The 20,082-nt window shown below is 64.0% G+C and carries 17 protein-coding genes; 6 read left to right on the forward strand and 11 right to left on the reverse strand.

Going from position 1 to position 20,082, the window contains the following annotated elements:
- Positions 1–105: 105 nt before the first annotated feature.
- Positions 106–1,074, reverse strand: a complete 969-nt coding sequence (locus AC07R1_RS26580; RefSeq protein WP_011059356.1) for a LysR family transcriptional regulator — start codon at positions 1,072–1,074, stop codon at positions 106–108.
- Positions 1,075–1,349: 275 nt separating this feature from the next.
- Between AC07R1_RS26580 and AC07R1_RS26585 the strand changes: the two genes are divergently transcribed.
- From AC07R1_RS26585 to AC07R1_RS26600, 4 genes are read left to right on the forward strand one after another with little or no spacing between them, the layout of a single operon-like run.
- A complete protein-coding gene (locus AC07R1_RS26585; RefSeq protein ID WP_077933375.1) occupies positions 1,350–2,861 on the forward strand; it encodes an efflux transporter outer membrane subunit in 1,512 nt (503 codons plus the stop codon).
- Positions 2,862–2,872: 11 nt separating this feature from the next.
- Positions 2,873–5,080 (forward strand): FUSC family protein, encoded by a 2,208-nt coding sequence (locus tag AC07R1_RS26590; protein WP_495111108.1) that lies wholly within the window; start codon positions 2,873–2,875, stop codon positions 5,078–5,080.
- The gene (locus AC07R1_RS26595; protein ID WP_007930063.1) at positions 5,070–5,270 is read left to right on the forward strand and encodes a DUF1656 domain-containing protein; all 201 of its coding nucleotides are present in this window, start codon (positions 5,070–5,072) and stop codon (positions 5,268–5,270) included. Before AC07R1_RS26590 ends, AC07R1_RS26595 begins: the two co-directional genes overlap by 11 nt.
- Positions 5,271–5,280: 10 nt before the next feature.
- Positions 5,281–6,141: an efflux RND transporter periplasmic adaptor subunit gene (locus AC07R1_RS26600; protein WP_495111109.1), complete on the forward strand. Its 861-nt coding sequence runs from the start codon at positions 5,281–5,283 to the stop codon at positions 6,139–6,141.
- A gap of 213 nt (positions 6,142–6,354) precedes the next feature.
- Here the strand turns inward: AC07R1_RS26600 and AC07R1_RS26605 are convergent, their stop codons facing one another.
- The 4 genes from AC07R1_RS26605 to AC07R1_RS26620 form a co-directional block, all read right to left on the reverse strand.
- Positions 6,355–7,380: an SEL1-like repeat protein gene (locus AC07R1_RS26605; protein WP_495111110.1), complete on the reverse strand. Its 1,026-nt coding sequence runs from the start codon at positions 7,378–7,380 to the stop codon at positions 6,355–6,357.
- Positions 7,381–7,611: 231 nt separating this feature from the next.
- Positions 7,612–8,640: an SEL1-like repeat protein gene (locus AC07R1_RS26610; RefSeq protein ID WP_065364594.1), complete on the reverse strand. Its 1,029-nt coding sequence runs from the start codon at positions 8,638–8,640 to the stop codon at positions 7,612–7,614.
- A gap of 176 nt (positions 8,641–8,816) precedes the next feature.
- Positions 8,817–9,641 carry an SDR family oxidoreductase gene (locus AC07R1_RS26615; RefSeq protein ID WP_019094738.1) on the reverse strand — a complete coding sequence of 275 codons (825 nt, stop codon included), beginning with the start codon at positions 9,639–9,641 and terminating at the stop codon, positions 8,817–8,819.
- 36 nt (positions 9,642–9,677) lie between these two features.
- Positions 9,678–10,142, reverse strand: coding sequence for a hypothetical protein (locus AC07R1_RS26620; protein WP_019094739.1), 465 nt, complete (start codon positions 10,140–10,142; stop codon positions 9,678–9,680).
- 215 nt (positions 10,143–10,357) lie between these two features.
- On the opposite strand from AC07R1_RS26620, the gene AC07R1_RS26625 reads away from it, so the two are divergent.
- Entirely contained in the window at positions 10,358–10,654 is a 297-nt protein-coding gene (locus AC07R1_RS26625) for a helix-turn-helix domain-containing protein (RefSeq protein WP_169892765.1), read from the forward strand.
- Positions 10,651–11,916: a type II toxin-antitoxin system HipA family toxin gene (locus tag AC07R1_RS26630; RefSeq protein ID WP_495111111.1), complete on the forward strand. Its 1,266-nt coding sequence runs from the start codon at positions 10,651–10,653 to the stop codon at positions 11,914–11,916. Before AC07R1_RS26625 ends, AC07R1_RS26630 begins: the two co-directional genes overlap by 4 nt.
- Before the next feature lie 280 nt (positions 11,917–12,196).
- On the opposite strand, the gene AC07R1_RS26635 is transcribed toward AC07R1_RS26630, so the two are convergent.
- The 6 genes from AC07R1_RS26635 to AC07R1_RS26660 form a co-directional block, all read right to left on the reverse strand.
- Entirely contained in the window at positions 12,197–13,648 is a 1,452-nt protein-coding gene (locus AC07R1_RS26635; RefSeq protein WP_015634232.1) for a mannose-1-phosphate guanylyltransferase/mannose-6-phosphate isomerase, read from the reverse strand.
- A gap of 192 nt (positions 13,649–13,840) precedes the next feature.
- Positions 13,841–14,509 carry an alginate O-acetyltransferase AlgF gene (locus tag AC07R1_RS26640; RefSeq protein ID WP_011059367.1) on the reverse strand — a complete coding sequence of 223 codons (669 nt, stop codon included), beginning with the start codon at positions 14,507–14,509 and terminating at the stop codon, positions 13,841–13,843.
- Between the two features lie 15 nt (positions 14,510–14,524).
- Positions 14,525–15,700, reverse strand: coding sequence for an alginate O-acetyltransferase (locus tag AC07R1_RS26645; protein ID WP_220223729.1), 1,176 nt, complete (start codon positions 15,698–15,700; stop codon positions 14,525–14,527).
- A gap of 11 nt (positions 15,701–15,711) precedes the next feature.
- Positions 15,712–17,277 carry an MBOAT family O-acyltransferase gene (locus AC07R1_RS26650; protein WP_053149125.1) on the reverse strand — a complete coding sequence of 522 codons (1,566 nt, stop codon included), beginning with the start codon at positions 17,275–17,277 and terminating at the stop codon, positions 15,712–15,714.
- Between the two features lie 210 nt (positions 17,278–17,487).
- Complete coding sequence (locus AC07R1_RS26655; RefSeq protein WP_492617710.1) at positions 17,488–18,612, reverse strand: mannuronate-specific alginate lyase; 1,125 nt, start codon at positions 18,610–18,612, stop codon at positions 17,488–17,490.
- 8 nt (positions 18,613–18,620) lie between these two features.
- On the reverse strand, positions 18,621–20,081 hold the full coding sequence (locus AC07R1_RS26660) for an alginate O-acetyltransferase (RefSeq protein ID WP_011059371.1): 1,461 nt from the start codon (positions 20,079–20,081) through the stop codon (positions 18,621–18,623).
- Position 20,082 lies beyond the last annotated feature (1 nt).

Here is a 20,082-nt window from a genome sequence, read left to right on the forward strand (position 1 = left end):
TTGCCAGCGAAGGCTGCATCCAGGTTTGCACAGGACGTGCGGGCCTCTTCGCCGGCAAGCCGGCTCCTACAGGTGGGACGGTGGTCTGGGCGGGGAGCCCCGTGGTCAGGTGGCCAGGCGTGCGCCGGTCAGGCTGCCGCTCAGTTCATAGGCCGCCAGTTCCGTCTGGTGCGCGGTGAGGATCTCCGGCAGAGAGCCGCGCAGGTATTCGACCCAGGTCTTGATCTTGGCGTCCAGGTACTGGCGCGACGGGTAGATGGCGTACAGGTTCAGCTCCTGGGAGCGGTACTTGGGCATCACCCGCACCAGGGTGCCGGTGCGCAAACCCTCTATAGCCGCGTATACCGGCAACACCCCGACCCCCATGCCGCTGATGATCGCAGTCTTCATGGCATCGGCGGAGTTCACCAGGAACGGCGAGCTGTTGATGGTGACCATTTCCTGGCCTTCCGGGCCGTCGAAGGTCCACTTCTCCAGGGGAATCACCGGGCTCACCAGGCGCAGGCAGGCATGGTTCAGCAGATCGCTGGGCTTTTGCGGGCAGCCGTTGGCTTTCACATAGGCCGGCGAGGCGCAGACGATGCTGTAGGTCATCCCCAGGCGCTGGGAGACGAACCCCGAATCCGGCAGCTCTCGGGCCAGGACGATGGACACGTCGTAGCCCTCGTCCAGGAGGTCCGGCACACGGTTGGCCATGGTCAGGTCGAAGGTCACGTCCGGGTGGGTCTTGCGGTAGCGGGCGATGGCGTCGATCACGAAGTGCTGGCCGATGCCGGTCATGGTGTGCACTTTCAACTGCCCGGCGGGGCGGGCGTGGGCGTCGCTGGCCTCGGCCTCGGCTTCTTCGACATAGGCCAGGATCTGCTCGCAGCGCAGCAGGTAGCGCTTGCCGGCCTCGGTCAGGGCGATGCGGCGAGTCGTGCGGTTGAGCAGGCGGGTTTGCAGGTGCGCCTCTAGATTGGAGACGGCGCGCGAGACGTTGGCGGTGGTGGTGTCCAGCTGCACCGCGGCGGCCGTGAAACTACCGGCTTCGGCAACACAACTGAAGGCGCGCATGTTTTGCAAGGTGTCCATGGGGTGCTCTCAAGGGAGATTGCAAATTGTGACACGAAGTTTCTGTTTTTACAGGCGTACAGGGATACGACCAAGGGATTATCGCGTTTACGGTAACAAAGATTCACAGGAATCCCAGCTTATCGCCGCAACGACCGCCCCCTAGAATTGCGCCGATCCCTAGGAGCCGGCAGGCCGGCGATCCGCGCAACGCGGTGTAGCAGGCGTATCGCTGCGCCGGCAAGCCAGCTCCTACGAGAGAAATACTCCCCCCCGATCTTCAGGAATTCGCAGCAGTGCCGCGTCGCATCAGCAGAGGGTTCAAGACCCTCAGTGTTTGGGCTTTATCGTTAGCAATCAGCGGCTGCATCGGAACCGGAGGCATTGCCCCACAGGGCAAGACACTTCCCGCTAATACATTGGCCACGGATGAGGCGATAAAGAGCGCCGCGCAGGACGCCCACTGGCCCAGCGCCCAGTGGTGGCAGGCCTATGGCGACCCGCAACTGGACCGCTGGATCAGCCTTGCGGTGCAAGGCAGCCCGAGCCTGGCCATGGCCGCCGCCCGGGTCCGCCAGGCCAAGGCCCTGGCCGGCATCGCCGAGTCGGCCGAGTCGCTGCAGATCAAGGGTGACGCCACCCTCAAGCGCCACAACTGGCCCACCGATCAGTTCTACGGCCCCGGCGCCCTGTCCAACAGCACCACCTGGGACAACAACGCCGCCCTGGGTTTCAGTTATGCCCTGGACCTCTGGGGCCGGGAAAGCAACAGCACCGAGCGTGCCGTGGACCTGGCCCACATGAGCGTGGCCGAAGCCCGTCAGGCCCAGCTGGAACTGGTGAACAATGTGGTGCGCAGCTATATCCAGCTGTCCCTGCACTTCGCCCAGCGCGATATCGTCGCGGCCACCCTCAAGCAGCAGCAACAGATCCTCGAACTGGCGCAACGGCGCCTGGACGGCGGCATCGGCACCCATTTCGAAGTCAGCCAGGCCGAGGCGCCGCTGCCGGAAACCCATCGCCAGCTGGACGCCCTGGACGAAGAAATCGCCCTGACCCGCAACCAGCTGGCGGCCCTGGCCGGCAAGGGCCCGGGGGAGGGTGCGCAATTGCAGCGGCCAAGCCTGTCCCTGGGCGCCGCGCTGAAACTGCCTTCGGCCCTGCCCGCCGAACTGCTGGGCCAGCGTCCGGACGTGGTCGCCAGCCGCTGGCAAGTGGCGGCCCAGGCTCGCGGTATCGATGTGGCTCACGCCGGCTTCTACCCCAACGTCGACCTGGTGGGCAGCATCGGCTTCATGGCCACCGGCGGTGGGGCCCTGGAGTTCCTCACCGGCAAGAAGCTCAACTACAACGTCGGCCCGGCCATCAGCCTGCCGATCTTCGACGGCGGGCGCCTGCGCTCGGAGCTGGGTGAAGCCTCGGCCGGCTACGACATGGCCGTGGCCAGGTACAACCAGACCCTGGTGGATGCACTGAAAAGCATCTCCGACCAGTTGATCCGCCGCGAGTCCATGGACAAGCAGCAAGCCTTCGCCGCCGAGTCGGTGGCCGCGGCGCAGAAGACCTACGACATCGCCACCGTGGCCTTCCAGCGCGGCCTGACCGACTACCTGAATGTGCTCAACGCCCAGAGCCTGCTGTTCCATCAGCAACAGGTGCAGCAGCAGGTGCAGGCCGCACGCCTGACGGTCCAGGCGGACCTGGTCACGGCCCTGGGCGGCGGGCTGGAAGCCGGCCGCGACGTTCCCGCGCAAGACCGCCTTGAGGCACCCAAGACCCCCGCGGCCCTGGCCGTGTTCGACCATTGAAGCAGGCCCCCATGACTTCCTTGCCCGCCCCTTTGCGCTGGCTGTACTCCCTTGAATGGCGCCGGGGTTTCTTCGACTGGGCGCGCAGCGACGGCGTGACCTGGGTCTATATCTTCAAGGTCCTGGCCGCCGCGTTCCTCACCCTGTGGCTGGCCATGCGCCTGGAGTTGCCGCAACCGCGCACGGCGATGATCACCGTGTTCATCGTCATGCAGCCGCAGAGCGGCCAGGTGTTCGCCAAGAGCTTCTACCGCTTTCTCGGCACCCTGGCCGGCTCGGCGGTGATGGTGGCGCTGATCGCCCTGTTCGCCCAGAACACCGAGCTGTTCCTCGGCTCGCTGGCGATCTGGGTTGGCATCTGCTCGGCCGGTGCCGCGCGCTACCGCAACTTTCGCGCCTACGGTTTCGTCCTCGCCGGCTACACCGCGGCCATGGTTGGCCTGCCGGCCCTGGCTCACCCCGAAGGGGCCTTCATGGCGGCGGTGTGGCGGGTATTGGAGATCTCCCTGGGGATTCTCTGCTCGACCCTGGTCAGCGCCGCGATCCTGCCGCAGACCGCCAGCGCCGCCATGCGCAACGCCCTGTACCAGCGCTTCGGGGTGTTCGCCCTGTTCGTTACCGACGGCCTGCGCGGGCGCAGCCAGCGCGACAGCTTCGAAAGCAGCAACGTGCGCTTCATCGCCGAGGCCGTGGGCCTGGAAGGGTTGCGCAGCGTCACCGTGTTCGAAGACCCGCACATGCGTCGGCGCAACGGTCGCCTGAGCCGCCTGAACAGCGAGTTCATGGGCATCACCACGCGCTTCAACGCCTTGCACCAGTTGCTCGAACGCCTGCGCGGCAGCGGCGCCGATCACGTGGTGGCGGCGATCAAACCAGGGCTTTATGACCTGGCGGAACTGCTGGACGGTTTCTCTGGCCGGGCCCTGACCAGCCCCGATGCGGCACGCCTGGCCACGGCCCTGGCGGCCTACAAGGCCGAGCTGCCGGCGCGGGTGCGCAGCCTGCGCGCGGCCTTCCAGGAGAGTGGCCCGAGCGACGCCGAGCAGTTGGATTTCCACACGGCCTATGAGCTGCTCTACCGCTTTGTCGACGAGATGCACAGCTACGCCCAGACCCACGCGTCCCTGGCCGACCACCGCCACGAGCGCGAGCGCTGGGACGAGCCCTACACGCCGCAGACCAACTGGCTGGCCTGCGCCGCCTCGGGCATCCGCGCGGCCTTCGTGCTGGTGGTGCTGGGCAGCTACTGGGTGGCCACGGCCTGGCCCAGCGGCGCCACCATGACCCTGATCGCCGCCGCCACCATCGGCCTTTCGGCGGCTACGCCGAACCCCAAGCGCATGGCCTTCCAGATGGCCTGCGGGACTTTCATTGGCGCCCTGGTGGGCTTCGTCGAAATGTTCTTCGTGTTCCCCTGGATCGACGGCTTCCCGCTGCTGTGCCTGATGCTGGCGCCGGTGATCGTGCTCGGTTCGTTCCTCGCGTCCAGGCCCAAGTACGCCGGGGTCGGCCTGGGCTTGCTGATCTTCTTCAGCACCGGTTCGGTGCCGGACAACCTGACCGTCTACAACCCCTACGCCTTCATCAACGACTACATCGCCATGGTCATGGGCATGCTGGTCTGCGCCGCGGCGGGGGCTATCATCCTGCCGCCCAACAGCCGCTGGCTGTGGCGGCGCCTGGAGCAGGACCTGCGCGGCCAGGTGGTGTACGCCATCAGCGGCAAGCTCAAGGGCCTGGCATCGAGCTTCGAAAGCCGCACCCGTGACCTGCTGCACCAGGCTTACGGCCTGGCGGTGGGCCAGCCCAAGGTGCAGAGCGAACTGCTGCGCTGGATGTTCGTGGTGCTGGAAGTCGGCCACGCCATCATCGAGCTGCGCAAGGAACAGGCCATCCTCCCGGTGCACCCGGCCTATGCCGAATCCCAGCCCTGGCGCCAGGCGATCCGGGTCATGGGCCGCTCCCTGGTGCGGCTGTTCCTGCAGCCCAGCCAGAGCAACCTGGAGCGCGGCCTGATCGCCGTGGACCACGCCATCAGCCGGGTCCAGGCCACCGACGAGCCCTTTGCCCCGCACTTCGACACCTCGGCCCTGCGCCGGGTCAAGAGCTACCTGCACTTCATCCGTACTTCATTGCTCGACCCGCAATCGCCGCTGGCGGCCTATGCCGTGGCCAAACCAACGGCGCCTGCACCCCAAGGACTTGACCATGCCTCGTGAAATCGCCTTCCACGGCGTTTACATGCCCACCATGACCCTGATGTTCTTCATCGCCGCGGCCCTGGCCTGGGCCCTGGACCGGTTCATCTCCGGCTATGACCTGTATCGCTTCTTCTGGCACCCGGCGCTGCTGCGCCTGAGCCTGTTCTGCTGTCTGTTCGGCGCCATGGCGCTCACTGTCTACCGTTGAGACCCCCGCAATGAAAAAGTTTTTCAGCCTGCTCGCCACCCTGCTCGTGCTGGCCCTGGCCCTGTGGATCGGCCGAACCCTGTGGGAGCACTACATGTACACCCCCTGGACCCGTGACGGCCGGGTGCGCGCGGACATCATCAACGTCGCCGCCGACGTCACCGGCGAAGTGGTGGACGTGCCGGTCAAGGACAACCAACTGGTGCACAAGGGCGACCTGCTGATGCAGATCGACCCCGAGCACTACCAGATCGCGGTCAAGCAGGCGCAAGCGCTGGTGGCGTCGAAGAAGGCCACCTGGGAGATGCGCAAGGTCAATGCCCGGCGCCGCGCCGACCTGGACAACCTGGTGATCTCCAAGGAAAACCGCGACGACGCCGGCAACATCGCCGACTCGGCCCTGGCCGACTACCAGCACGCCCAGGCCCAGCTGGAAGCGGCGCAACTCAACCTTGCGCGCACCCAGGTGCGGGCGGCGGTGGACGGCTATGTCACCAACCTCAACGTGCACCGTGGCGACTACGCGCGCATCGGCGAGCCGAAAATGGCGGTGGTCGACATGAACTCGTTCTGGGTCTACGGCTTCTTCGAGGAAACCAAGCTGCCCCACGTGCGCGTCGGGGATAAGGCCGACATGCAACTGATGAGCGGCGAAGTGCTCAAGGGCCATGTGGAAAGCATTTCCCGGGGCATCTACGACCGCGACAACCCGGAAAGCCGCGAACTGATCGCCGACGTCAATCCGACCTTCAACTGGGTGCGCCTGGCCCAGCGCGTACCGGTGCGCATCCACATCGATGAAGTGCCGGAAGGCGTGCTGCTGGCGGCGGGCATCACCTGCACCGTCATCGTCAACCCAGAGCCTTTGTAGGCGCCACCCTCTGTAGGAGCTGGCTTGCCAGCGAAGGCGCCGGCATGGGCGATGCAAGGCTCGCGGGCCTCTTCGCCGGCAAGCCGGCTCCTACAGGGAACTGCACGGTCTATCTGACTGCTGTAGGAGCTGGCTTGCCAGCGAAGGCGCCGGCAAGGGCGATGCAAGGCTTGCGGGCCTCTTCGCCGGCAAGCCGGCTCCTACAGGGGGCGGTTATTTGTAGCTTTTGTCCATGATCGCCTGGGACTTCTTCGCCGCAGCTTCCAGGCCGTCGTCGACGTGGTTGATGACCGCTACCAGCTTCGGGTTCTGCAGCACGTCGACACCGGGGTAACGCTGCTGGGCCAGGCGCGAGACGATGATGTACTGGGTCACCGCGTAATGCAGCTTGAACTGGCCGCTGTCCCGGGCCTTGGCGATGGCCGCCTTGACAAAGGCCTGGCGCTCGGCCGTGGTCATGCCCTGGAACAGGTCGGGGAGATCGAAATGGATCTCGGCCGAGAAAATCGCCACCTCCTCATCCCGCGCTTCGTCGTACATCACCTGCTTGCTGGTTACGCGCTTCTTGAGGTCGGCAAAGCGCTGTTCGCCTTCGGCCAGCTGCTCGGGGCTCATCTTGCCTTTAAGGGCATCCAGCTGGCTGGTGTCCTCGGTGTTGTCGATGATCTTCAGCCAGGCATAGGCCTTCACCTGATCGCCGGATTCTTCGGCGGCGTCGGCCAGGCTCTGCTGCGGTTCCGGGTTGCCGTGCAGTGCCGAGCGTTCCAGCCAGCGCAGGGCCAGGTCCCGGTCCTTGGGAATGTCCTTGTCGCCGAACCAGTAGGTGGCGTACATGCCGTACTCGGCGCACCAGTCGTTCTGTGACGCCGAGTAGGCGATGTAGTTGAAGGACTCGCGGTCGCGCTCGGCCTTGGGCTTGTCCGTTTCCTGGTCGGTGGTGGTGGACAGGTAGCAGAAGGCCCGGGTGTAGTGCGGCGCGGCCATGGCGAAGCAGCCCTTGGCGTTCGCGTAGTCCTCGATCTCGTTCAGCTTGTAACCGGCGCCGTACAGCACATCCGCGTCCATGGACGGGTTGCAGTACTCGTTGGCGCTGACCTTGGGCAAGACGCTGTCCAGCGTCAGCTTGGGCAGGGTGTCATTGAGTTCGGGGCGTTTCGGTTCGGTGTTTTGCGCAGGCGTGGAGGCGCAAGCCGCCAGCAAGACAGCCAATGCCAGTGGCAGCGCGTTGAACAATTTCAATGGATATTCCCTGATCGGCGAATGAAAAAAGACGCGCATGAAATCAGGCAGGGACGGCAAAGGAGGGGAGCGTGAGCAGTTCCGTGCTTGGGTGTCGGCGCCAGCGATTCCATGCTGCTTGAGCGCGGGCGCTCAAGACCGCGGATTCTACTGGGTTTGAGAGGACGCACAACCGAAACCGCAGCAGCTGTCTGGCTGCGGCTGCAAAAGCAGTTGCGCCTGCCGCTCCAGTTATGGCGTGCGCTTGGCCAGGAGGATTTTGGCCTTGGCCACGCTGTCTTCCACGCTCAGGTCATCGTCCTCCAGCACGGCCTGCAGCGCCGGGTCTTGCCACAGGTCCACGGCCGGCCCGGTGCTTTGCACCAGGCGGGAAATCAAGGCGTAGGCCACCAGTTGGCCGCGGGTGTGGAACTTCGGGTAGCGGTCCTGCATGTCCACCAACTGGGCGACGAAAGCATGCTGTTGCTCAGCGGACATGCCCGCGAACACTTCCGGGTAGTCGTAGTAGATATCCCCTGTGCCCAGGAGGATGACGTTCTGGCGCAGCGCCTGCTCAAGATCCTGTTTGGAGGGGAGCTGGCTGAGTAGCCGGGTGTAGTGCTGTTCGCCTTCAGCTGTTTGCTGAGGGCTCATCTTGCGTTTCAGCGCTTCGAGCCTTTGGGCGTCATCGAGGGTTCGGGCCCAGGCGTAGGCCAGTGGCAAATTGTCCTGTTCGCTGCTGCGCAGCATCTCTTGTTGCGAGTCCTCGTCGCCGTGCCGAGCGGCGCGTTCCAGCCAGGCCATGGCCAATGCCTTGTTCGCCGGCTGGTCCAACTTGCCAAGGTTGTAGATGTCGTACAGGCCCGCTTCCGCGCAGGATTCATTGTGCTGGGCGGCGTAAGCGATGTAGTTGAAGGCTTCGCTTTTGTCATAGTCCTTCTGCCTGGAGCCGACAATCCCGCCCAGGATGCACAGGCTCATGGTATCGCGGGGGGCGGCCATGATCAGGCAGCCGCGGGCCATTTGTATGGCCTTGCTCGCCAGCAAGGTACGGCTTGCGCCATGCAGCACCTCGTCCTCATTCATCAGGCGGATGCCGAGGCCGACCAGCCGTTCGCTGTCCATCTCCGGCGAGCAGTACGGGTTGGCCTCGACCTTGGGCAGGATCTGTTCCAGGCTCAGCTCCGGCAGGGTGGCATTGAGTTTTTCGTCCGGTGACGAGGCATGGCAGCCCAGCAGCAAGGCGAACAGGGTCAACGTCAGCGCACTACGATATTTCAATGGGGCAGATCCTTGATTGGCGAATGAACAAAGGCGCACTGCGCCACCGCGGTAGGAGCTGGCTTGCCAGCGAAGGTGGTCGCAAGATTTGCACTTGGCTCGCGGGCCTCTTCGCCGGCAAGCCGGCTCCTACGGGAGGCACGCGGTACACCCTGGATGGCTTGCGTGCGTAGGGGTCAGAGCCTGGCGCTCAGGCCGAAGCGCTTCATCAGTCCCTTCTCCAGCAGACCCTTGGGCAGCAGGTTGGCCAGCAGCGGCAGGGCGCGGCTGCCATTGCCCAGCCGTACCAGGCGTGGCGGATTGTCCTGCTGCACCGCCTTGAGCAAGCCGGCGGCGAATTCGCTGGCCGGGGTCGGCTTGTCCTGGGAGGCCTTGGCCCGGGAGCGGATGCCCTCGCGCAGCGGCCACCAGGGCGATTGCTCGTTGAGCAGCTGTTCGGCTTCATGCCCGGCATTCTTGGCGAAGCTTGAAGCAATGGCCCCGGGCTGCACTTCCATGACGCGGATGCCGAACGGCGCCAGCTCCATGCGCAGGGCATCGCTCAAGGCGTGCACTGCGGCTTTCGAGGCGCAGTAGGCACCGGCAAAAGGCGTCACCAGCACCCCGGACACACTGCCGATGTTCACCACCAGGCCGCGGCAGCGGCGCAGCACCGGGAACATCGCCCGGGTCACCCCGACCACCGAGAACACATTGGTTTCGAACTGGCGCTGCATGGCTTGCACGCCGCCGTCCAGCAACGGGCCCATGGCGCCGTAGCCGGCGTTGTTGATCAGCACATCGAGGCCGCCGTACTGCTGGTTGATCTCCTCGCCCAGGGCGCCCAGGGCCGGGCCGTCATTGACGTCCAGTTGCACGGCCTTGAAACCGGCCGCTTGCAGGGCAGAGACGTCCTCGGCCTTGCGGGCGGTGGCGAGCACGGTGAAACCGGCGCCCTTGAAGGTGTCCGCCAGGGCGCGGCCGATGCCGCTGGAACAACCGGTGATCAACGCTACGGGCATGGCGCGGTCCTTGTGCTGGGTGAGGGAGGGGGTGAATCAGTCGGAGAAACTACCCTGTAAACGCTCGGCGCGAAACTCCAGGGTTTGCGGGCGATAGCCGGGGCGCAGCGGCGGCAGGGGCAAGCAGTCCTGCCAGTTGGCGCCGGCCTGCAACTCGCCGGGGCCACGGTAGCGCGGGGCACTGTACTGGTTGTCGGCGAGGTTGACCGTATCCCCCGGGGCATAGGCGGCGACCCGCCAGCGCAATTCCACCAGGGGCACCTTGTTGCCGTTGTTCAGCTTGACCTGCAATGGACGGTCGGCGGGGCAGTGCTCCGGCGCGTAGGTCAGGCGCAACTCCAGGCGCGCCAGTTGCTGGGCTTCGCGGTTGTCCAGCCAGACCACCCAGCAGGCCACCAGGGCCAGGCCGAAAGCTGCAGCCAGGGACACGGGAAGGGCTTTGGCGGGGTAGCGCAGAAGCAGGATCAGCCAGGTAATGACCAGCAGAACGCCGATGAACATGACGCGAGCCTCGGGGAAAAGGAGGGGACATCCTACCTAAGCGTAGGTGGGGTTGGCGATGGAGGGTGGCCAGGGTGTGTTTTAGCCCAACGTTCTGGACGTAAAATTATTGTGGGCAATATAAGGTCTGTTATTGGCATTTTTTAACTATAATGGACCCTATGTTGTCCATAGTTTTACGAAGTAATCAACAGGCCGGAGGCAGACGCAGCGTCATGTCCCTTACTCGTTTCATGTACACCCCGTCCGAGATCACGGCCGAGATCGGAAAAAACGCACAGGCCCTCAGGTTGTCAAAAAACCTGTCGCGCAAAACCCTGGCCGAAAAATCCGGGGTGCCTGCCTCGACCATCAAGCGTTTCGAGCTGCAGGGGGCCATCTCCCTTGAGTCGATGGTGCTGATTGCGGCGGCTTTGGATGAACTCGATCCGTTGCTCAAGTTGTTCAAGCCACCTGCGCCAAACACGCTGTTTGAGCTGCAAAACTCAAAACGCCAGAGGGGCACCCGATGACTGGACGAGGCACGAGGAAATACCAGCCGATCGAGGAATTGGGCGTCTTCATGCATGGGCGGCAGGTGGGGGTGCTGAGCTGGAATCGCCAGGGCTGCTACTTCACCTACGCCAGGGACTGGTTGAGCCGGGGCTTCAATCTGTCGCCGCAACTGACCTTCGACGAGAAGCCGCAGCAACCCGATAGCCAAGTGTTCCTGGGCATTCATGGAGCCTTCGCCGATTCCCTTCCCGATGGTTGGGGCTTGCTGCTGATGAAGCGTTTTTTCACGGCGGAGTATGGGGCGCGGGTCGCCAATGGCCTGACTCAACTCGATCGGCTTGCCTACATTGGCAACCGTGGGATGGGCGCCTTGGAGTACTACCCCATGGCGGAAAAAGTGCAGCGCGAACCCATCAGCCTTTCACTGCTGTACCAGGCTTCGGTCCAGGTCCAGGTGGGGGAAACGGTTGAAGTCCTGAAGGCACTGCGGATTGCCGGTGGCTCGCCAGGTGGCGCCAGGCCCAAGGCAGCCGTTGCCCTTTCGCCGGACCTGTCCCATGTGGTTTCGGCCTTTGAACCCTTGCCGGAGGGCTACGCGCACTGGATCGTGAAATTCAGGGCCCTGCAGGAACCCTGGTCCATGGGCGCGATTGAATATGCCTACGCCCGCATGGCCCGTGCCGCCGGGGTCGATATGGCCCATTGCGAGCTGATCACCGTGCCCTCGGAGCAGGGATGGAACGAGCGCTTCTTTGCCTCCCGGCGCTTTGATCGCCAGCACAACGAGAAAGTCCACATGATGACCGCTGCCGGGATTCTGCATGCGGACTTCAGAGTTCCAGGCCTGGACTACAAGGACTTGCTGCGCCTGACCTTTGCGCTGACCAAGAGCGCCAAGGAAGTGGAGAAAATGGCCCGGCTCATGGTGTTCAACGGCCTGGCGCACAACTACGACGATCACGCGAAGAACTTCGCTTTTCTCTACGAAGAGGGGCAGGGCGGCCTGGAGGGGCAGTGGGTTCTCGCACCCGCCTATGACCTGACCTTCTCCACCGGCATGGGCGAGCACACCACCGCGTTCGACGGCCAGGGGCGTCCGTCCCGCAAGGCAATCAGGCGCTTGTGCGCGGACTACAAGTTTCTCAAGCCGGATGACTACATCGACCAGACGCTGGAGACGCTGGGCAGTTGGAAAACGCTGTTTGCCGAACTGGGTATTCTGCAGGCCGATGGGCAGGAGATCTTTGAAACGCTTGAAGATGTTCATGCCAATCTTTAGCGCCGCGACCAGGGCTGAAATGGATCTAGCAACGATACACAGGTCAGCTCCTTGTAGCCGCTGCCGCAGGCTGCGAACGCCCGCGCAGCGGACGCAGGGGGCTCAAGACCGCTGAAGGTCCTTCGGCCCTTTTCGCAGCCTGCGGCAGCGGCTACAAAAAAATCCCCCTGTCCAGGCGCCTGCGGATAGGGGACGCAGGCGCCTGGAAGGGGGTTGAAAGGACTCGCTGATAACGGCGCTCTGCCTTTGCTCGCAGCTTGCCGCTTGAAGCCTGTCGCTGTTACTGGGCGATGGTCTTCACCGAGACGCCACGTTCCACCGGGGTGGAGCGGCCGTAGATATCTTCAAACCGCTCGATATCGTCTTCGCCCAGGTAGCTGCCCGATTGCACTTCGATGATCTCCAGCGGGATCTTGCCCGGGTTGCGCAGGCGGTGCACCGAGGCAATCGGGATGTAGGTGGACTGGTTCTCGGTGAGCAGGAACACGTTCTCGTCACAGGTGACTTCGGCGGTGCCGCTGACCACGATCCAGTGTTCGGCGCGGTGGTGGTGCATCTGTAGCGACAGGCAGGCCCCCGGCTTGACCGAGATGTGCTTGACCTGGAAACGCCCGCCCATGTCCACCGAGTCGTAGGAGCCCCACGGACGGTAGACCTCGCAGTGGTTCTGGGTCTCGCTGCGGCCCTGTTCGTTGAGGGTATTGACCATCTGTTTCACCCCTTGGACCTTGTCCTTGTGGGCGATCATCATGGCGTCCTTGGTTTCCACCACGACGATGTTTTCAAGGCCGATCACCGACACCAGCTTGCCGTTGCCGTGGATCATGCAGTTGCGGCTGTCCTGGATCACCACATCGCCCTTGCTGACGTTGCCGTTGGCGTCTTTTTCATGCACGTCCCACAGCGACGACCAGCAGCCGACATCGCTCCAGCCAGCGGTCAGGGGCACCACGCAGGCGCGCTGGGTCTTCTCCATCACCGCGTAGTCGATGGAGTTGTCCGGGCAGCAGGCGAAGGTGGCTTCGTCGATGGTCACGGTGTCCGGGTCCTGCTGGCTGCGCTCCAGGGTCAAGAGGCAGGTGTCGTAGATGTCCGGGTCGTGTTTCTTCAGCTCTTCGAGGAAGCGGCTGGCGCGGAACAGGAACATGCCGCTGTTCCAGAAATAGCCGCCAGCCTGGACAAACTCGGTGGCGCGTTTTTCGTCGGGCTTTTCGACGAAGTGCGAGACCCGGCTGACCCCCTCCGGGAGCAGCGCATCGTTGGTGGACTTGATGTAGCCGTAGCCGGTTTCCGGCTTGGTTGCCGGGACCCCGAACAGCACCATTTCGCCACGCTCGGCGGCCACGGTGGCCAGGGCCAGGGCCCGTTGCAGGGCTTTCTGGTCGTCCAGGACGTGGTCGGCGGGCAGTACCAGCATCAGCTCGTCACGGCCTTCGTTGACCAGCATCATCGCGGTCAGGGCCACGGCCGGGGCGGTGTTGCGGCCGAAGGGCTCCATGAGGATGCGTTGGGATTCGAGCTTACGGGCCGCCAGTTGCTCGTTGACGATAAAGCGGTGGTCCTTGTTGCAGACCACGATGGGGGTATCCATGCCTTCGAACACCAGGCGCTCCAGGGTCTGCTGGAACAAAGTGTGTTCGCCGGTCAGGGCGAGGAACTGCTTGGGGAATTGCTTGCGCGAAAGCGGCCAAAGACGTGAGCCGCTACCACCTGACAAGATCACCGGAATCATGTTGTTACTCCTTCAAACATCGTATGGGTTAGAGCTACTGCGTTCTGTCGTTTCACTCTTGTTTTTGTTGCGTGACCGGATGCGCTGCCCACCTTCTGTAGGAGCCGGCTTGCCGGCGAAGGGGCCCGTGAGGACGCCTTCGCTGGCAAGCCAGCTCCTACGAGAGACGGGGAGCAGCCTTCCGGAAATTCATTAGCGGGTGGAAACCGGGCGCTTGACCCAGACCGGCGACAGGTTGCTGCCGTTGCCGGTGACGTAGAGCACCGCTGCTTCGCCGCGCTCCAGGGCCACGGGCTTGAGGTCGCTGACCTTTTTCTCGCCGTCATACAGGGCGAAGCTGACCTTCACCGGGTTGATTTCGCGCTCGCCGCGGCCCTTGGCGGCCACGGCCTTGACCACATCGGTCTTGCCGTCGGCGGTCTTCAGGGTCAGGGCCTGGTCGCTGAGGTTCTGCACCCGCACCAGGGATTTCTGCTTGTTCTTGAACGGCGGTTCTTCGATCAGTTGCGGCTGGCCGCTGGCGTTGTTGACCAGGGTGTAATAGTGATCGGCGGCCAGTTTTACCGGTACGCTCTGGCTGCCCACCTTGGCGGTGTAGTCGCCGCCGGGCATGAAGCTGAAGTCGCTGCTGGCCAGGGGCGCGACGTCATTGACGTTGGTGCTGCCCACCGTGGCGCTGACTTCGCTGTTGCTGGCGTTGTACAGGCGCACGAAGGTCGAGCCCTTGGGCGCGGTGGGGCCGTACAGGGCGGCATCGCCACCGGCGAATACCGGAGCTGATAGCAGGCCCAGGCCCGCGGCCAATACGGCAGCTTTCAGGGATTTGGCAGCGAGACGACGAGGAGTAGTAGTGAAAGTCATGAGTGTTACCTCTTTTCAGTTTTGCGCCCGGTCGGGCGTCTCGGATTTGTTGAGTGCAGCTACGTTCTGTTGGCGAGCACCGGCTTGCTTGAGCTCTGCGACCCACTGCGGGTCGGCGTCGCCGATTTCGTTGTTCACAGGCAGATAGCGTTCAGGGAATTCCCAGATCAGCACCTGGGGCGGGTTGTTCTTGAAGTCGTCGCTTTTCAGGTAGCTGAGCATCGGCAGGATCGGGCCGTGGCCGTCTTCGGCGTAGCTCAGCACGTCGCTGTGCAGGGCCTGTTTCAGGGCGCCGACGAAGTTCCAGCTGGGGTTGGCGCTGTAGCTGGTGCCCACCAGGGTCACCGGCACTTCGCGGTCGGCGAACAGCGCGTCGTCGGCGGCCGGCTGTTCATCGCTGGCCCGGGTCACGCGCTTTTGCAGGGGCTCTTCGGCCGGCATCAGGTTTTCGAACAGCGGGTCCAGGGGCAGGAAGCGGCGCAGGTCGCCCTTGTGTTCCACGGTCTCTTCGGTCTCGGTGACGAAGCGCTGTGGCTGACCGCTGAGCGGGGTCTTGGCGGCGATGGTCAGGGCCAGTTGCCGGGCGACGATCTCGGCGCCGGCGGGGGTCCAGTGGGTGTCGGTGCGCAGGAACACTTGCTGGCCCTGTTGCTTGGCCTGTTGCAGGGGGCCAAGCAGGTCGGGGGCAAGGATCTTGTCGGCAGCGACCCGGGCGTGGAAGTCCTGGTAGAGGTTGGCGTGGATGCGCGCCGGGCGCACTTCGTCCATGTGTTCCGGGTACAGGCGCACCTTGGCCGGAACGATCGCCATCACCAGTTTCACCCCGTGCTCCTTGAGGGTCTGGCGCACGCCTTCCACCAGGGCGTAGTTGCCCTGCAGATTGAGCTCCTCGTTGACCACGGGGTTGAACTCTTCATCGCTGTACAGCCACTGGTCACGGCCCAGCACCACCCCCGGGCGCCCTTCGTTGAACAGCTTGAAGTCCAGGGCGGCCCAGAGGTTGGTGCCCAGGCGCTTGATCGGGAACTGGTCGTCGTAGTGGGTTTCCACCGCCTTGGCCCAGCGCCCGTTGAGCACGGTGGCGTCGTTGTTGGTACTGAAACCGAAGAAGCTGCGCGCCGACCACACCCCCAGCACCAGCAGGGTCAGCAGGAACAGGGCGATGTAGAACACACGTAATGAGCGGGTCATGGGCAGATCCCTCAGAACTGGAAGTAAAGGAACGGCGAGAAGCTTTGCGCCGAGAGTTTGAGAATCGAGGCAATGAACAGCAGCAGCACCAGGGCGCGCATGGCGTAGCGCGACCAGTCGGCAGTCCAGTAGGCCGGCTGTACCTGGGCCTCGGTGCCGACGATGTAGCCCGGCTGGTGAATGCTGCCGGGGTTGTCCCCGGGCACCGCCTTGATCAGGCCGGGCTGGGCGCTGGCCGGGCCGTCGGCGGCGGTAGTGACCTCGGGCTTGGCCTTGACCGGCGCCGGGTTGCGGTACAGGTCACGCAGGCCGAAGAACGCCAGGGTGGCGTAGGCCAGGATCAGGGTCGCCACTTGCAGGCCGGTGAGGCTGGCGCGGTTGAGTTCCGACAGCGACCAGTCGCCAAAGCTGAACATCGCGCCGTACATGCGGCCTGCTACGTGCAGGTTCTCGGCGCGGAAGATCACCCAGCCCATCACCACCAGCAGGAAGGTCAGGGCCCAGCGCACCGGGTTCAGGCTGCGCGGCGTGGTATTGATGCCCAGGGCCTTTTCGATGGCCAGCCACATGCCGTGCCAGGCGCCCCAGACGATGTAGGTGAAGTTGGCGCCGTGCCACAGGCCGCCCAGGAGCATGGTCAGGAACAGGTTGCGGTAGGTGATCAGGGTGCCTTTGCGGTTGCCGCCCAGGGTGATGTACAGGTAGTCGCGCAGCCAGGTAGAGAGGCTGATGTGCCAGCGCCGCCAGAACTCGGTGATCGACTGGCTGATGTAGGGCTGCTTGAAGTTTTCCATGAAGCGAAAACCCATCATCAAGCCCAGGCCGATGGCCATGTCGCTGTAGCCGGAGAAGTCGAAGTACAGCTGCGCGGTGTAGGCCAGGGCGCCGAGCCAGGCATCGCCCGTGGTGGGGTTGTGCAGGGCGAAGCAGTGGTCGGCGACCACCGCCAGGGTGTCGGCGATGAACACTTTCTTGATGAAGCCCTGCATGAACCGCGTGCAGCCTTCGGAGAACTTGTCCAGGGTGTGGGTGCGGTTGTTGAACTGGTCCGCCAGGTCACGAAAGCGCAGCACGGGGCCGGCGATCAGGTGCGGGAAGATCGCCACGAACGCCGCGAAGTCGATCAGGTTGCGGGTGGCCGGGGTGTCGCCGCGGTAGACGTCGATGATGTAGCTGATGGACTCGAAGATGTAGAACGAGATGCCGATCGGCAGCAGCACGTGGGTCAGGATGAACGGCTCAAGCCCCATGGAGGTCATGATGGCGTTGATGCTGTCGACGCCGAAGTTGGCGTACTTGAAGTAGCCGAGGATGCACAGGTCCACCGCCACCCCCAGCAGCAGCCAGCGCTGGGCGGGTTTGGTCCTGACACCGGCGGCGCCGACTTTCAGGCCGATCCAGTAGTTCCACAGGGTGACCCCGGCGAACAGCGCCAGGAAGTCCACGCGCCACCAGGCATAGAACACATAGCTGGCGATCAGCAGCAGCAAGTTGCGATAGCGTTGCCCGCTCAAGTAGTACAAGCCGAGAAAGATCGGCAGGAACAGGAACAGGAACACATTGGATGAGAAAACCATCCCGATCTCTCCATGTTTAACCAATAGTCAGAGGCCGGAGCCCCCCCAAACCCCCCACTGAAAAAACGTGGGAGGCGTACTGCATTCATGACGCTCTCTGTAGCCGCTGCCGAGGCACGAGGCTGCGATGGGCTGCGAAGCGGCCCCTGGGGGCGGTCCTGCGGACCGCGTCGCAGCCTCGTACCTCGGCAGCGGCTACAGGTTCAGGTGCTACGGGTTTGTGCTGCCCTTTTCATGGGCCGGGTCGTAGACCTTGGTCAGGTCGCCACCCAGGCGGAAAGTCTTGAACGGCTGCATCTTGTGCTTGCGCTCCAATGTCTCCGGGGCGCAGGTGTAGAGGCTGCAGTAGGGTTCCAGCCAGGCGAATTTCGAGTCGACCTTGAGGTCGGTCATGTCCTGCTGCTTGCCGTTTTTCTTCTCGAAGGTGTCCGGGTTCTTGACCCCGGCCAGCACCCGCTCGCCCAGGCGCTTGAGGGCGCTGTTGTTCTCCTGGCGCAGGTCGACGCCGTTGACCTGGGCGAAGCTGGCGATCATTGCCAGCGGCGGCAGGGCGTAGTTGTGGTAGGCCAGGGCCCGCTGCTGGCGCTTGAGTTCGTTGGGCAAGAAGCCGTCGGCATCGACCTGGTTGGCGCCGACCTTGTATTCCTTGACCGCCCAGTCGAACAGGTCGCGGCGGTTGGTGGCCACGGCGGTGGCCATCACCGACCAGGCGGCCCAGTAGGAGTGGTTGTTGGTCTTGTCCAGGGGCAGGTTGTCCCAGTCGCTGACCACCTGGTCGGCCATCTTGCTGAACCAGGCCTCGATCTTCTGTGCCTGTTCCTGGTGGGTGGCCAGGGGGTGGGAGTCGGAGAACTTCAGCCGCAGGTAGGCCGAGGCCATGCTGCCCAGGGCCCATTTGCGCATGGACTTGCCGGTGTGGTTGAAGTCCTTGGACATCAGCGCATCGGCCTGGGCCCAGGCGCTGAGCCAGGCGAGGGTGCAGTCCAGCTGTTCAGGGCGGCCGTCGCGCATGAACTGCATGACCCGCTTGCTGGTACCGCGCTCGATCTTGGTGATGTCCGCGGTGGTGTCGCGAAAGGCCTGTTCGGACTGCACGTTGAGGGTCGCCCGGGCCTTGTCCGAGCCTTCGTACTTGCTGCGAAACTGCAGGGCGCCGGTGTAGGGCGCCGGCATGGCGTCGCAGCCCTCGCTGTTGTCGCCGCTCTTGAACTTGTCCACCGGGGCGTAATAGCCCTGGGGCGGGCGCAGCGGCGCGGCGGCCTGGGCGCTGCCGGTGACGATGGCCAGCCCCAGCAGGCTGGGTATCAACAAGCGTTTCAAGTCTGTGCTTTGCATAGGTAACCTCATTGCCCGATCTGCGCGGTGCGTTGCTCGGCGCTCGGGAATACGTTGCGTTTGCAAATTTTCGCTTCGACCTTCTGCCCCGCAGTGCCCGCTTCCGGGCCCTGGATCTCGACCGCCAGCAGGTTCTGCGAGGCCCAGTCTTCGTCGGTGCGCAGTTCGAAGGCGAAGCGCCCGTCGGTGTCGGACGTTTCCGGTTTTTCGATCTTGATGTCCTCGTGGCGCCCGTTCATGTACCAGAGGGTGGCTTGCAGGGTTTTCACCGAGGTGTCGGCGAAGCGGATGTCGACCTGATGACCGCTGTTGCGCAGGTCCATGTTCTTGCTGTTGACCAGCAATTCGTTCTTGCCGGGCTTGAGGGTGGTGCTGCCGGTCATCTGCGCGTCCTTGCCCTCGCAGCCGTTGTCCAACAGGGCCATCATCTGCCGGTAGATGGTTTCCTGGTCCAGGCGGTACAACGGCGAGAATTCCCAGATGAGGATCTTCGGCGGGCTCTTCTGGAACTCGTCGCTGCCCAGGTACTGCAGCATCGAGCCTTCCAGGCCGCCGCCGGGGAAGGCGACGTTGAGGATGTCGGCACCGATGGCCTCTTCCAGGAAGCCGGCGAAGTTGTAGTTCTTGCCACTGTGGCTGGTGCCCACGAGGGTGATCTGCGGGTTGCCGGAGTCGCCGAACAGGTCGCCGTCGCCAGCCTCGCCCTTGGGCTCGGTGGTGAACTGGTCCATGTACTGGATGGCGTAGCTGGTGCCGCACAACTGGCCGGCCATGTTGTGCAGGGTGCCGGTCTTGCCCATGCGCCCGGACTTGTGGGTTTCGAATTCACGCCGTGGAATGTCGGCAAAGGCCGGCAACTGCTTGACCTTGTCGGCGACGATCTTCGCCGTGCGCTGGGCGCCATAAGGGGTCCAGTGCTGGTCGCCGCGGAAGTAGAAGTCGTGGGCCGGCAGGGTATCGGGCAGTTGTTCGTTGGTCAGCGGCGAGAGGTCCGGCACCACGTAGCCCATCTGCGCGAAGCGTCCGAGCATGGCCTTGTAGTTGCTCAGCGCCTTGTCATAGTCGAAACGGGCTTTCTCCGCCGGGTTGAGCTTGTTGCGGTTCACCAGGCCGCGGGTCGGCTGATAGACCACCACCAGTTCCACGCCCTTGCTCTTGAAGGCTTCGTGCAACTGCTTGAGGCGGCGGTAGCCTTCGGGAGTGGTGTTGAACTCGGTGCGCAAATCTTCCTGGGTACGGAACAACCAGTCGCCCTGGGCTTGCACCAGGGTGGTGAAGTTCTGCTGGTAGCGGGTCACGTAGTTCTTTGCGTCGTGGGCGGCCGGGCACAGGTTGCAGCACGGCTCGGCCTTGAAGTTCGGCGCGGCGCTCGTGGCGCTGGTTTCGTCGGCACGGGCGCCGGCGCTGGCGGCGAGAATCCCCGCGGTCAGGGCCGACAGGCCCAGGAGTTTGATCCAGTGTGGGTGCATG

The sequence above is a fragment of the Pseudomonas sp. GW821-FHT07F01 genome (assembly GCF_059418825.1).